We start from the raw sequence: 12,739 nt of genomic DNA, 5'->3' as shown, positions 1-12,739 counted from the left end.
CGCGACCGCCGGTAGACTTGACCATGCCCCGCCGGCCCTGATCTTGGAGTGCGCGTGACCACCCCCACCCCCGAAGCATCCACTCGTCAGCATGTCCCCGACTCCGTCTCGAACGCAGAGGCGACTCCCGAGAAGGAGCAGCCGTACGCGGCACTGGGGCTGAAGCCCGACGAGTACGCGCGCATCCGCGAGATCCTCGGTCGCCGTCCCACCTCGGGCGAGCTGGCGATGTACTCCGTGATGTGGTCGGAGCACTGCTCCTACAAGTCGTCGAAGAACTACCTGCGCCGCTTCGGCCAGAAGGTGTCCGACGAGATGAAGGAACGTCTCATGGTGGGCATGGGCCAGAACGCGGGCGTCATCGACGTCGGCGAGGGCTGGGCCGTCACGTTCAAGGCCGAGTCGCACAACCACCCCTCCTTCATCGAGCCGTTCCAGGGTGCGGCCACAGGTGTCGGCGGCATCGTCCGCGACATCATCTCGATGGGCGCTCGCCCTGTGGCCGTGATGGATGCCCTCCGCTTCGGTGCCATCGATCACCCGGACACCGCGCGCGTCGTGCACGGCGTCACCGCCGGCATCAGCTTCTACGGCAACTGCCTCGGCCTGCCGAACATCGGCGGCGAGACGGTGTTCGACTCCGTCTACCAGGCCAACCCGCTCGTCAATGCGCTCGCGGTCGGAGTGCTCCGTCATGAGGACCTCAAACTCGCCAACGCCGAGGGCGTCGGCAACAAGGTCGTCCTCTTCGGCGCCCGCACCGGCGGCGACGGGATCGGCGGTGCCAGCATCCTGGCATCCGACTCCTTCGACGACGGCGGCCCGACCAAGCGCCCCGCGGTGCAGGTCGGTGACCCCTTCGCCGAGAAGGTGCTCATCGAGTGCTGCCTCGAGCTCTACAAGGGCGAGCTCGTCGAGGCCATCCAGGACCTCGGTGCCGCCGGAATCTCGTGCGCGACCTCCGAGCTCGCGGCCAACGGCAACAGCGGTATGAAGGTGTCGCTCGACAACGTGCTGCTGCGCGATCCCACCCTGACCGCTGAGGAGATCCTCATGTCGGAGTCGCAGGAGCGCATGATGGCCATCGTCGCCCCAGAGAAGCTCGACGCCTTCATGGCTGTCGTGAACAAGTGGGAGGTCGAGACCAGTGTGCTCGGCGAGGTCACCGGAGACGGCCGCCTCGTCATCGACTGGCAGGGCGAGCGCATCGTCGACGTCGACCCGTCCACGGTCGCGGTCGACGGCCCCGTCTACGACCGTCCGGTCGCGTACCCGACGTGGATCGACGCGCTGCAGGCGGATGCTGCGGAGCTGCTGCCGCGCACCGACGACGCCGAGGTGCTGCGTGAGCAGTTCCTCGCCCTGGTCGGTTCCCCGAACCTCGCCGACACGAGGTGGATCACCAACCAGTACGACTACTACGTGCTCGGCAACACCGCGCTGGCCTTCCCCGACGACGCCGGGATGATCCGCGTCGACGAGGAGTCCGGCCTCGGCTTCGCGATCTCCACCGACGCGAACGGCCGCTACTGCCAGCTCGACCCGTACGCGGGTGCACAGCTGGCGCTGGCCGAGGCGTACCGCAACGTCGCCGTCACCGGCGCCACCCCGACGGCGATCACCGACTGCCTCAACTTCGGATCCCCCGAGAACCCCGAGGTCATGTGGCAGTTCGGCCAGACGGTCGACGGCCTGGCCGACGGATGCTACGAGCTCGGCACCCCCGTCACGGGCGGCAACGTCTCGTTCTACAACCAGACCGGCGACACTCCGATCCACCCCACCCCGCTGGTGGGCGTGCTCGGCATCATCGACGACGTCTCGCGGCGCATCCCGTCAGGCTGGCAGGACGAAGGCCAGAACATCTACCTGCTCGGCACCACCTCGACCGAGCTGTCCGGCTCGGCCTGGGCGGAGACGGTGCACAACCACCTCGGCGGGCTGCCGCCGAAGGTCGACCTCGCAGGCGAGAAGCGCCTCGCCGGGCTCATCGCCGCGGCACGCGACGAGTGGCTCATCTCCAGCGCCCACGACGTGTCGGAGGGCGGGCTCGCCCAGGCTCTCGCGGAGGGCGTCATGCGCTTCGGCGTCGGTGCCCGCGTCTGGCTCACCGAACTCATGGATCGCGACGGTGTGGATGCGGCATCCGCTCTGTTCTCCGAGTCGACGGGGCGTGTCATCGTGACGGTGCCGCGCGAGGACGACGTGAAGTTCCAGGGCCTGTGCGAAGGCCGCGGCTACCCGGTGCTGCGCATCGGCGTGACCGACACGGTCTCCGACCTCGAGGTCACCGGACTCTTCACGGTCTCGGCATCCGAACTGCGCGAGCGCTCGCAGGCGACTCTTCCCGCAGCCTTCGGCCCGACCGTCTCGGAGCCTGTGTGAGCGACATCGAGCGGCACGGACAGGGCAGCCCTGCCCCCGCGCCCGGCGAGGAGGACTACGGACGGCTCGGCGAGCGTCGCACCCGCCGGATGCGCATCGTGGCCTGGGTGACGATCGTGTCGCTGATCCTCATCGGTGGCGGCTCGACCGTGCTGTCGCTGCTGTTCGGCTGATCCCGACCTGCGGTACCGGAAACCGGCGGTTCGGCTCGCGCAGCTGCTACCGGCGGACGGTTCTCCGCTTCCGGCGGAGATCTCACCCATGGGCGGAGATCTGGACTGAAATCCTCCGCCGAACAGGGAGAACTCCGCCCGTCGCGGTGCGGGTCGTCGAGCGAGCCGCACGGAGAATCGGTCGTCGTTCCTGGCACCACTTCTCCTCCACAGCTGCCGCAGGGCGTCGAAGCCTCCACCGTTCGCGCTCTCGCGCTCTGCGATGTCGGAGCATCTGCGAAGACTGAGCGGCATCGCAGACGAAGGAGACACGATGAGCGAATCCAAGTTGGACCTGATCGCGAAGCTGCTGGCGAAGGCCGAGAGCACGACGCCCGAAGAGGCCGAGGCGCTCACCGAACACGCCGAACGGCTGATGGTGAAGTACGGCATCGAGCAGGCGCGGCTCGATGCGCGACGCGCGAAGCTCGGCCAGGAGCGCGAAGAGATCGTGCAGGAGCAGATGGTCTTCACCGGCTCCTACGCACGAGACATCCGCGAGCTGGGCGGCAACGTCGCGTTCGCGCTCGGGTCGATCAGACCGATGCAGTCGGAGCGACCGGGCGGCGGATACATCCTGTATTTCGTGGGCTTCACGTCCGATGTGCAGCAGGCGAAGATCCTCACGGCGAGCCTCGAGGTGCAGGCGATGGTCGCAATGAGGGCATGGTGGGCGAGCCGGCGGGAGTTGTACCGATGGCACTCCGAGAGCGAGAAGCGCCGCGCACGCAGCGGATTCATCCGCGGGTTCGGGATCGGTGCCGCGCAGCGCCTCCGTGAGAGTCGTGCCGTGATCATCGAAGAAGCGGGCTCTGGCACCGCGCTCGTGCTGGCGGATCGTCAGGACCGCGTGGATGCCGTGGTCGACGCGATCCCGCATCGACGAGGGCGAGCACGCCAGGGCGCCGATCGCTCGGCCTTCACGCACGGGCACCGATCAGGTCTCGAAGCGAACACCGGCGGGAGCGCGGTCACGACCGGACGGGGCCTGCCGGGCTGAGCAGCGATTGGGAGTCAGGTGGCGCAGGGGCGCCGGCGGCGTCAAGCGACGTCGGGCGTTCCCACGATATGATGACTTCATCATGCCGCTAAGTGATGCACATCGTCCGCTCTACGAGGTGAAGGCGAACCTCTTCAAGGGGCTCGCCCATCCACTCCGCATCCGCATCCTCGAACTGCTCTCGGACTCGGACGAGGTGAGCGTCGCACGCCTCGGCGAAGAGACGGGGCTCGAGGCGTCGCATCTCTCGCAGCATCTATCCGTGCTGCGACGGCACCGGCTCGTCGTTTCTGAGCGGCGCGCCAGCCATGTCTACTACCGCCTCGCCGATCGCCGCACGGCCGAGATGCTCGCAGTCGCGAGGGCGCTGCTGCTCGAGATCGTCCGCGCCGACGGCGAGCGCATCGACGAAGCCAACGCGCTGCCCGCATTCGCGCAGGCGCAGCCGTGAAAGCCGCCACTTACGCCCGCGGCCTCCTTCCCTCCCGCTCGGACTACCGTGACCTTCGCCGCACGTGGAAGGGTGACCTCGTCGCCGGTCTCACGGTCGGAATCGTCGCACTTCCCCTCGCTCTGGGATTCGGCGTCAGCTCGGGCGTGAGCGCCGAGGCCGGTCTCATCACCGCGATCATCGCAGGGGTACTCGCCGCGATCTTCGGCGGATCGAACGTCCAGGTCTCAGGACCCACCGGAGCCATGGTCGTCGTCCTGCTGCCGATCGTCGCCGAGCACGGTGTCGGCACGGTCGCCCTGGTGAGCATCATGGCCGGCGTCATCGTGCTGGCCGCCGGCGCTCTGCGCCTCGGACGTGCGGTCAGCATCATCCCCTGGCCGGTGATCGAGGGGTTCACGCTCGGCATCGCGGTCATCATCTTCCTGCAGCAGGTGCCATCGCTCACGGTGGGCGGGCATGCGGATGCTGCGAGCCACAGCTCCAACGCACTGGTCGCCGCCGTCCAGGCGGTAGGCGCCGCTGACTGGACGTACGTGCCCTGGGCGGTCGCCGCCGCCCTCATCGTCATCGGGTGCATGCTTCTCGCGCAGCGTCTGCACCACGGCATCCCGGGCTCCCTCGTCGGAATCGCGGTCGTGACGATCCTCTGCCTCGTCATCGACAGCCCGCTCGCCGTCATCGGTGCTCTGCCAGACGGGCTGCCGATGCCGTCCTTCCCGACACTGACGCTCGGCGGCACGGCTTCCCTGCTCGGACCCGCCCTCACGATCGCGGCGCTGGCGGCCATCGAGTCGCTGCTCTCGGCGCGCGTCGCCTCGTCACTCGCAGACACCGGCCCGTACGACCCGGATCGAGAGCTGGTCGGTCAGGGCGTCGCATCCATCGGTTCCGGCCTGTTCGGCGGGATGCCCGCGACGGGAGCCATCGCACGCACCGCCGTGAATGTGCGATCCGGCGGCCGCACCCGGCTCGCATCGATCGTGCACGCGGTCGTGCTGCTGCTGTTCGTGCTCGTGCTGTCCGGGCCGGTCGGAATGATCCCGCTGGCCGGCCTCGCCGGCGTGCTCATGCTTACCGCCTACCGGATGGTGCACCGGGCCACGATGCGGTCGATCCTGCGCTCCGCCAGATCGGATGCCGCGGCGTTCATCGTCACCGCGATCGTCACCGTCTCCTTCGACCTCATCATCGCCGTCGTGATCGGCATCATGTTCGCGGGAGTCTTCGCGATCCGCAACCTCTCACGCGGCACAGGCGTGCAGCGCGAGGAGATCGCCGGGATCCCGCAGGCGGGCGATGAGCGCATCTCGGTCGTACGCATCGACGGACCGCTGATCTTCGCATCCGCAGACCGTGTGTTCGAGGAGATAACGCGCATGCGCGATATCACCGTCGTCATCCTGCGCATGTCGAAGCTCGAACACGTCGACGCCAGCGGGGCTCACGCCCTGCAGGACATCGTGCAGTCCCTGGAGCGGCGTGGTGTCACTGTGCTCATCAAAGGCGTGCAGCCACTGCACGAAGGCCTGTTCCGCACGATCGGCGTATTGGCGTCGCTGCGTCATCACCGTCACCTCTTCACCGCATTGGACGATGCCGTCGCGCACGCACGCAGCCACATCGCGCGTGACCAGGGTCATGCCGCATCCACGTCCCAATGATGCGGGTCGACTGAATCGTGACCGTTCCGCACTCCGCGCCGGACGCGTACCCTCGTGCGTGGAACGGAGAAACCATGACCATCCAGCCCCGCGACGTCGCCCGCGACGAGGACATCGAGGGATATCTGCTCGGCTCGCCGGTGAGCATCATGCGCGAATACATCACGACCCCGGGGAGAGGGCCGAGGCTGCACCGGCATCCGTACGTCGAGACCTTCGTGATCCATCACGGCCGAGCGCTGTTCACGGTCGGCGACGAGAAGGTCGTCGGCACGGGAGGGCAGATCCTCGTCGTGCCCGCTCTCGTCGTGCACCGGTTCGAGGTACTGGACGGCGGCACGTACGAGGCCACCCACCTGCACGCGAACGATCGCTTCGTCACGGAGTGGCTCGAGTAGCCCGCGCCCACACTTGTCAGTCCATTTCACGGATGTCAGTCGAAACACGGGGGTTTCGACTGACATCCGTGATTCCTACCGACATCTGCGCCCGACGCTAGCCTGAGGGCATGACCGACACCGAGCTGCGCACTCTGCTGGAGGTGCTGCGCCGCGAGGCTAACGCTCGCACCGAATCGCTCTCGGCCGCACTCACCGAGCTGACGAACGATCGCAGCAGCCAGAGCGACGACGACGAGCACGATCCGGAGGGCGTACCGCTGTCGGCCGAATGGTCGAGGCTGAGCGGACTGCTCGAAGGAGCACGTGAGGAACTGCAACAGGTCGACGACGCACTGATCCGAATGGATGCCGGCGACTACGGCGTCTGCGCGAACTGCGGTCGCAGCATCCCGATCGCACGGCTGCGTGTGCGGCCGTTCGCCACGCTCTGCGTGCCGTGCGCCGAGAAGCTCGGGCGCTGACGTCGCCCTCGATGCGCGGTTGTCAACCCTCTGGCGCCCGAGGGCCCGCCGGACGACGCTGAGCGGACACCCGACGAACAGGAGCACCCCATGAGCGATCCGAACACCGGCGAACCTCGTATGGACGACCCCATCGAGACCTCGCTCGACAAGGGCACCGGCGACCCGAACGATGACCGCGCCTACCTCGACGACCTCGCGCCCGCCCAGGTGGGGGCAGAGGATGACGACGGCGATGACGACGAGGCGGATGCCGACGCTTGAGGTCGTGCACGGCCACCTGATTCGTGGCCGTGCACGAAACCTCAGTTCGCCGCGAGCATCTCCGAACCGTTGAGCGCCGCGATGACCTGCGCCTGATCCCCGCGCGCTTCGCCGTAGCGCAGGAACTTCACGCGCTCGACCTGAACTTCGGTGACGTCGGGCTGCGTCTCGAGAATCGTCATCGTCTCGTCGATGTACTCGTCGAGAGGCAGCGCGAGCGGGTCGTCCTGATGCCCGGGCATGAGTTCGGTCTGCACCGACGGCGGCACGAGTTCGACGATGTTCACACTCGAGCCGGCGAACTGCAGTCGCAGCGACTCGCTGAGCATGTGGATGGCGGCCTTCGTCGCGTTGTAAGTGGGCGTGACCCGCAGCGGCGCGAAGGCCAGTCCCGACGAGACGGTCACGATCGTGGCATCCGGCTGTGCGAGCAGATGCTCGATGAATGCCGAGATCAGCCGGATCGGCCCGAGCAGGTTCGTCGTCACAGTGGCCTCGGCGTTCTCGAGGAAACTGCCGGGCATGGTCCAGTCCTCCATGCGCATGATGCCGGCCATCGGGACGATCACGTTGAGATCGGGATGACGCGCGATGACGTCGGTCGCGGCCGTGGCGATGGACGCGGCATCCGTCGTGTCGATCCGGACGGTGTCGATGCCGGGATGCTGCGCCGCGATCTCCTCGAGCAGCTCAGTGCGTCGTCCACCGACGATCACCTGGTTGCCGGCGTCGTGAAGGCGGATGGCGAGGGCGAGGCCGATGCCGCTGGTCGCGCCGGGGATGAAGATGGTGTTTCCGTTGATTCGCATGCTTCGAGTGTCGATCGAGCGCGCGGCGCGCGGCAGAGAGCGGTTATCGGGGGATCGGTGATCCCTGGATACCGGGACGCCGCGCGCGCATGATGGAGTCATGGATCGTGAAGCCCTCTCCGTGTTCCTCCGCCGACGCCGGGAGCAACTGCAGCCCGGCGACGTCGGATTGTCGGCGGGCGTGCGACGACGTGCGCCGGGCCTGCGCCGCGAAGAGGTCGCGCAGCTGGCGCTCATGTCGACCGACTACTACACGCGACTCGAACAGCAGCGCGGGCCGCAGCCCAGCACGCAGATGCTCAGCTCACTCGCCCGCGCGCTGCGCCTCACCGCCGACGAACGCGACTACCTCTACCGTGCCGCCGGCCATGCGGTGCCCGATCGGATCGCGCCGTCCGATCACGTCGAGCCGGCGCTGCAGCGCGTGTTCGACCGGCTGAACGACACTCCCGCACTGATCATCTCGACCCTCGGCGAGACGCTGGTGCAGAACGCGCTGGCCGCAGCTCTGCTCGGTGACAACGTCGGCGCGGCCGGATACGAACGCTACGAACCGTACCGCTGGTTCGTGCAGCCGGAACAGGCCAGAGCGCACTATCCCGACGACGATCATGCCCGCAACAGCCGTGCGCAAGTCGCCGGGCTCCGCGCGGCATACGGCGCCATGGGTGCGGATTCACAGGCAGGGATGCTGGTGGCCGAACTCTCGCGCCGCAGCGAGGAGTTCCGCGAACTGTGGGAACGGCAGGAGGTCGCCCAGCGCTTCGCGGATCACAAGACGCTGATCCATCCCGAAATCGGACCGATCGAGGTGGACTGCCAGGTGCTCTTCACCGAAGACCGCGGCCAGGCGCTGCTCGTGCTGACCGCGGCACCCCGCAGCGAGGACGAGGAGAAGATCCGGCTGCTCGGTGTGCTCGGGGGCCAGCGGTTCGGAGCCGACGAGCGGGCATCGAGGCCCTGACTGCACGTTGAACCCCCCGCCGCGCACAGATGTCAGCTCAGATCACGGATGTCAGCTGAAACAGCTGTTCTCGACCGACATCTGTGATCTGGACTGACAACTGTGCCGCAACAGCCGCGCGGCCGCCGCGGCTCAGCCCGCGTCGGCCTTGCGCGCACCCGCCTCCAGCACGTCGCCGGCCGGGCGCTCCTTGTGTCCGCCGAACTGCAGGCGCATCGCCGAGAGCACCTGGTTCGCGAACTGGTCCTCGTCACGCGAGGAGAAGCGCTCGAACAGCGACGCGGCGAGCACCGGCACAGGCACACCCACGTCGACCGCGGCCTTTACTGTCCAGCGGCCCTCGCCGGAGTCCGAGACCCGACCGGCCAGCCCGTCGAGGGTGGGGTTCTCATGCAGCGCGGCGGCGGTCAGATCGAGCAGCCACGACGAGATCACCGAGCCACGGCGCCACAGCTCGGCGACCTTGTCGGTGTCGATGGGGAACTGATAGAACTCGGGCTCTTCCAGTGGTGCGATCTCGGCGGAGTGCTCGGCCTCGCGCACCCCAGCATCCGCGTTCTTGAGCAGATTGAGCCCTTCGGCGATCGACGCCATGATGCCGTACTCGATGCCGTTGTGCACCATCTTCACGAAGTGCCCTGCACCGGAGGGTCCGCAGTGCAGGTAGCCCTGCTCCTCGGGGGTGAGTTCTCCCGCACGGCCAGGTGTCCGCTCGATCTCGCCGACCCCTGGCGCGATGGTGCGCAGCACGGGCTCGATGTGCGCGAATGCGGTGTCGCTGCCGCCGACCATGAGGCAGTAGCCGCGCTCGAGTCCGAACACGCCGCCGCTCGTTCCAATGTCGACGTACTCGATGCCGCTCTTGCGCAGCGTCGCGGCTCTGCGCACATCGTCGCGGTAGTTCGAGTTGCCGCCGTCGATGAGGATGTCTCCGGGCTCCAGCACCGCAGCCACCTCGTCGGCCACCGACCCGGTGAGCGAGGCGGGCACCATCATCCAGACGACCCTGGTGGGTTCGAGCTTCGCCGCGAGATCGGCCATGCTGTCGGCGCCGGTCGCTCCTTCCGCGACGAGTGCGGCGACGGCATCCGCGTTGACGTCGTAGACGACGCAGTCGTGTCCATCGCGCATCAATCGTCGGACGATGTTCGCGCCCATCCTGCCGAGTCCGATCATGGCCAGCTGCATATCCGCTCCTGCCGTTCAGTTCGGCCCGCCGTGAGCCGAGTCGTGGTCATCCTGACACGGCCAGATGAATGCCTCAATGGGTGAGGGCGTCAAGGCTCGACCGTTTCCTCCGTGGCGCCCGATCGGGGGATCGTCCCGGACGGCCGCGAGGAGTACGGTGAGGGCGTGAGCAAGGCGGTGTTCCACGACCCCGACGGCAACGAGTTCGGCGTGGGAACCGTGCCGCCCGAGAGTCAGTAGTCGAAAGTGGATGCCACCGGAGTGCCGGGCCGACACGACAGCGTCGATCGGCGGGGTCGGGCCTGGAGCACGATCTGGCCGGCCGCGCTCGGGGTGCTCGTGGCCGCAGCGACCGCGTACGCGCTCACGGATGGGCGCGATATCGCACCCGTCGTGGTCGCATCCGGCGTGGTGTACCTGGCTGCGGCTGCGACCGGACGCCGGTGGACGGCATGGGCCGCTTTCGGAGTCACGATCCCGCTGATCGCGTTGACCAAGGTCACCGACCTCGACGCCACGCTGTGGCTGCTCGTGCTGGCCGGCATCCTGCTCGTGATCGGGCTGGGCAGTCGCCGTCTGCACCCCTGGTGGTCGTTCCCGCTGCAGACCGCCGCGATGCTCGTGCTGGGTGCGATCGCAGTGATCGCCACCCAGGTGAACCCGGTCGTCGGCGGGCTGCTCGTCGCTGCAGCACTGCTCGGCCATGCCGCGTGGGACGTCTACCATCACCGCACCGGGCGGGTCGTCGGGCGTTCCCTCGCCGAGTTCTGCGCTGTGCTGGACGTGCTCGTCGCGATCGTCGTCGCATTCGTCGCGCTCGCCCCATAGCTGCCGGCCAGGCTAGCGGAGGGTGCGCCTTCAGTGCCCGGCGTGACCTCCGGTCGCGGCGTCACCCGAGTCGTCGTGCTCCGAATGCTCGGGCGCCCCGACCCTGTCCTCATCCCCCGGCTCGATCACGACGAACTGCCCCATCATCCCCTCGTCCTCATGCAGCAGCATGTGGCAGTGGTACATGTACGGCATGGTCGGATCTGCGTAGTCCTCGAAGCGCACGAGCAGCCGATAGGTCAGGTTCGGGTTGAGATAGACCGTGTCCTTCGGGCCCGCCAGCTCGGGCGGCGGCGCCTTCCCATCGATGCTCAGCACCCGGAACTGCACGTCGTGGATGTGGAAGCTGTGCGGGATCGGCTGGGTGCTGCGCACCTCCCACACCTCCGTGTCGCCGACGTGCACGACCTCGTCGATGCGGTTCATGTCCATCTGCTCGCCGTTGATCTCACGGGTGTTCAGCACGAAGTCTCGAGTGACGGATGCTTCGTCCTCATGCAGTTCGTCGGCGACAGCATCCTTCGCCTGCGGCCACCACGGCTCGGGCGAAGAGGTCAGCGTGTCGGCCGCCCGGAACTCCAGCACGTCGAACTCGTCGTTCCCGCCCGACGTCGCGGGCACGACGATGCCGCCGAGGTCGGTCTTCGATGAATGCAGGCGCACGGTCTCGCCGGCGTCGAACGACACGACGACCTCGGCGCGCTCGCCAGGAGCGAGTCGCACCTCATCCATCTCGACCGGGGCATCGAGGAAACCGCCGTCGGTCGCGACAAGAGTCATCGACCGATCCGGCATCTCGAACGTGTACGTGCGGGCGGTCGACCCGTTCAACAGTCGCAGACGCACCTGCTCGGTCATCACCTCCTGGTACGCACCGACCGTGCCATTGACCATGACGGTGTCGCCCAGCATCCCCGGCTCTGAACCGTCGTCGTTCAGCACGAGTCGGCCAGAGCTGTCGAATTCCTTGTCCTGCACGATCAGCGGAAGGTCGTCCACACCGTATTCGCTGGGCAACTCGGCAGCGAGACTCGCATCGTCGTCGAGGATGAACATCCCGGCTAGACCGAGATAGACGTGCTTCTCCGTCTCACCATGCGGATGCGGGTGATACCAGAGCGTCGACGCTGGCTGATCGATCGTCCACGTCGGCCGCCACGTCTCACCCTGCTCGATCATCTGGTGCGGACCACCGTCCATCACGGCGGGCAGGTGCATACCGTGCCAGTGCACGCTGGTCGCGTCCGGCAGCTGGTTGTCGATCTCGAACGCGACCTGCTCACCGCGCTCGGCGCGAATGGTCGGGCCGAGGAAGGATCCGTTGTAGCCCCAGATCTCCGCATCGCCGATGCCGGGGAAGCTCGTCGTGCCCTGCTGCGCCGTCAGCTGGAACGTGCGCACGCCGTCCTCGACGGTGGAATCGGCGAGCGGCGGGATGGCGAGTTCGTTGACGAAGTCGTGTGCTGTGACGGTGGTGGTGGAGAACGTGTCGCATGCGGTGAGGAGTGTTGCTGATGCCGCGACGGCGGCGATGGCGGCGGCGACACGCACCCCACGAGTTCGGCGGTTCACGCTCGGGGCTTCCGCATCTGCTGGATGGCAAGGGCGAGGAGTCCGGCGATCGTGCCCCAGAACGTGTCGATGACGAGGGCCACGAACACGGTCCATATCGGCCCGTCGACGCCGCCGAAGATCGCCGCGACGACCGTCGAGATCGCACCGTGGGCGAGACCCGTGAGCGTCAGCACCAGCACCGGGCGCGGCACACGGCCGAAGCCGACGACGGCGATCCAGGTCACGGCGACGACCGCGATGATCGTCAGTGCGCGCGGTGCGCCCTGGCCGATGCCGATCAGGTTGGTGAGCGGCCACAGCAGTGAAAGGGAGGCGAGGCCGACGATGAGCAGCCAGGGCAGCGCGGGCCGGGCGGTGGTGGAAGGAGTTGTCTCAGTCATGCCTCCAGCCTCGCCTGCCGCCGCGGAAGGCACATCGGGGCTGGAGCGTCTCCTCGCACTGGCAGCAGACGACTTCCGGGCGGTCGGATGTCGCCTGGGAGCGACAGGCTCGTCGCCATGAGGGGATCGCATGCGGCACCTCACCCTCCTACGCTTG

Annotated in this window: 15 protein-coding genes; 11 read left to right on the top strand and 4 right to left on the bottom strand. The window is 67.7% G+C overall.

Annotated features, from left to right (window positions below):
- Positions 1-54 precede the first annotated feature (54 nt).
- The 8 genes from purL to ACYVG2_RS05945 all read left to right on the top strand — a co-directional run bounded on the left by purL (position 55) and on the right by ACYVG2_RS05945 (position 6,838).
- On the top strand, positions 55-2,385 hold the full coding sequence (gene purL, locus ACYVG2_RS05980; protein WP_460780129.1) for a phosphoribosylformylglycinamidine synthase subunit PurL: 2,331 nt from the start codon (positions 55-57) through the stop codon (positions 2,383-2,385).
- Positions 2,382-2,558, top strand: a complete 177-nt coding sequence (locus ACYVG2_RS05975) for a hypothetical protein (protein WP_460780128.1) — start codon at positions 2,382-2,384, stop codon at positions 2,556-2,558. Before purL ends, ACYVG2_RS05975 begins: the two co-directional genes overlap by 4 nt.
- Before the next feature lie 313 nt (positions 2,559-2,871).
- The gene (locus tag ACYVG2_RS05970) at positions 2,872-3,597 is read left to right on the top strand and encodes a DUF2786 domain-containing protein (RefSeq protein ID WP_460780127.1); all 726 of its coding nucleotides are present in this window, start codon (positions 2,872-2,874) and stop codon (positions 3,595-3,597) included.
- A gap of 82 nt (positions 3,598-3,679) precedes the next feature.
- Positions 3,680-4,048: an ArsR/SmtB family transcription factor gene (locus ACYVG2_RS05965; protein ID WP_460780126.1), complete on the top strand. Its 369-nt coding sequence runs from the start codon at positions 3,680-3,682 to the stop codon at positions 4,046-4,048.
- Entirely contained in the window at positions 4,045-5,712 is a 1,668-nt protein-coding gene (locus tag ACYVG2_RS05960; RefSeq protein WP_460780125.1) for a SulP family inorganic anion transporter, read from the top strand. Before ACYVG2_RS05965 ends, ACYVG2_RS05960 begins: the two co-directional genes overlap by 4 nt.
- Before the next feature lie 74 nt (positions 5,713-5,786).
- The gene (locus ACYVG2_RS05955; protein ID WP_460780124.1) at positions 5,787-6,110 is read left to right on the top strand and encodes a cupin domain-containing protein; all 324 of its coding nucleotides are present in this window, start codon (positions 5,787-5,789) and stop codon (positions 6,108-6,110) included.
- A 110-nt stretch (positions 6,111-6,220) separates the two neighbouring features.
- Positions 6,221-6,574 carry a TraR/DksA family transcriptional regulator gene (locus ACYVG2_RS05950; protein ID WP_460780123.1) on the top strand — a complete coding sequence of 118 codons (354 nt, stop codon included), beginning with the start codon at positions 6,221-6,223 and terminating at the stop codon, positions 6,572-6,574.
- 90 nt (positions 6,575-6,664) lie between these two features.
- Positions 6,665-6,838, top strand: coding sequence for a hypothetical protein (locus tag ACYVG2_RS05945; RefSeq protein WP_460780122.1), 174 nt, complete (start codon positions 6,665-6,667; stop codon positions 6,836-6,838).
- Between the two features lie 41 nt (positions 6,839-6,879).
- Here ACYVG2_RS05945 and ACYVG2_RS05940 read toward each other — a convergent pair whose 3' ends face one another.
- Positions 6,880-7,647, bottom strand: coding sequence for an SDR family oxidoreductase (locus tag ACYVG2_RS05940; RefSeq protein ID WP_460780121.1), 768 nt, complete (start codon positions 7,645-7,647; stop codon positions 6,880-6,882).
- A gap of 100 nt (positions 7,648-7,747) precedes the next feature.
- On the opposite strand from ACYVG2_RS05940, the gene ACYVG2_RS05935 reads away from it, so the two are divergent.
- On the top strand, positions 7,748-8,611 hold the full coding sequence (locus tag ACYVG2_RS05935; RefSeq protein ID WP_460780120.1) for a helix-turn-helix transcriptional regulator: 864 nt from the start codon (positions 7,748-7,750) through the stop codon (positions 8,609-8,611).
- A 132-nt stretch (positions 8,612-8,743) separates the two neighbouring features.
- Here ACYVG2_RS05935 and gnd read toward each other — a convergent pair whose 3' ends face one another.
- Positions 8,744-9,799, bottom strand: a complete 1,056-nt coding sequence (gene gnd / locus ACYVG2_RS05930) for a phosphogluconate dehydrogenase (NAD(+)-dependent, decarboxylating) (protein WP_460780119.1) — start codon at positions 9,797-9,799, stop codon at positions 8,744-8,746.
- Between the two features lie 111 nt (positions 9,800-9,910).
- Between gnd and ACYVG2_RS05925 the strand changes: the two genes are divergently transcribed.
- Positions 9,911-10,039, top strand: coding sequence for a hypothetical protein (locus ACYVG2_RS05925; RefSeq protein ID WP_460780118.1), 129 nt, complete (start codon positions 9,911-9,913; stop codon positions 10,037-10,039).
- A gap of 6 nt (positions 10,040-10,045) precedes the next feature.
- Complete coding sequence (locus ACYVG2_RS05920; RefSeq protein ID WP_460780116.1) at positions 10,046-10,627, top strand: hypothetical protein; 582 nt, start codon at positions 10,046-10,048, stop codon at positions 10,625-10,627.
- A gap of 30 nt (positions 10,628-10,657) precedes the next feature.
- Here the strand turns inward: ACYVG2_RS05920 and ACYVG2_RS05915 are convergent, their stop codons facing one another.
- Both ACYVG2_RS05915 and ACYVG2_RS05910 read right to left on the bottom strand, forming a co-directional pair.
- A complete protein-coding gene (locus ACYVG2_RS05915; protein WP_460780115.1) occupies positions 10,658-12,199 on the bottom strand; it encodes a multicopper oxidase family protein in 1,542 nt (513 codons plus the stop codon).
- The gene (locus tag ACYVG2_RS05910) at positions 12,196-12,582 is read right to left on the bottom strand and encodes a hypothetical protein (RefSeq protein WP_460780114.1); all 387 of its coding nucleotides are present in this window, start codon (positions 12,580-12,582) and stop codon (positions 12,196-12,198) included. The genes ACYVG2_RS05915 and ACYVG2_RS05910 overlap by 4 nt, the downstream gene beginning before the upstream one ends.
- Between the last annotated feature and the right edge of the window lie 157 nt (positions 12,583-12,739).

The organism is Microbacterium shaanxiense (assembly GCF_054779995.1).
The sequence above is the reverse complement of the archived record's forward strand: the minus strand, read 5'-3'. Positions and strand labels throughout refer to the sequence as shown.

Excerpts from the sequence above, each read along its gene's own strand:
- ACYVG2_RS05970 (WP_460780127.1), top strand. The coding sequence starts at position 2,872 with ATGAGCGAATCCAAGTTGGACCTGATCGCGAAGCTGCTGGCGAAGGCC.
- ACYVG2_RS05965 (WP_460780126.1), top strand. The coding sequence starts at position 3,680 with ATGCCGCTAAGTGATGCACATCGTCCGCTCTACGAGGTGAAGGCGAAC.
- ACYVG2_RS05955 (WP_460780124.1), top strand. The coding sequence starts at position 5,787 with ATGACCATCCAGCCCCGCGACGTCGCCCGCGACGAGGACATCGAGGGA.
- ACYVG2_RS05950 (WP_460780123.1), top strand. The coding sequence starts at position 6,221 with ATGACCGACACCGAGCTGCGCACTCTGCTGGAGGTGCTGCGCCGCGAG.
- ACYVG2_RS05945 (WP_460780122.1), top strand. The coding sequence starts at position 6,665 with ATGAGCGATCCGAACACCGGCGAACCTCGTATGGACGACCCCATCGAG.
- ACYVG2_RS05940 (WP_460780121.1), bottom strand. The coding sequence starts at position 7,647 with ATGCGAATCAACGGAAACACCATCTTCATCCCCGGCGCGACCAGCGGC.
- ACYVG2_RS05935 (WP_460780120.1), top strand. The coding sequence starts at position 7,748 with ATGGATCGTGAAGCCCTCTCCGTGTTCCTCCGCCGACGCCGGGAGCAA.
- gnd (WP_460780119.1), bottom strand. The coding sequence starts at position 9,799 with ATGCAGCTGGCCATGATCGGACTCGGCAGGATGGGCGCGAACATCGTC.
- ACYVG2_RS05910 (WP_460780114.1), bottom strand. The coding sequence starts at position 12,582 with ATGACTGAGACAACTCCTTCCACCACCGCCCGGCCCGCGCTGCCCTGG.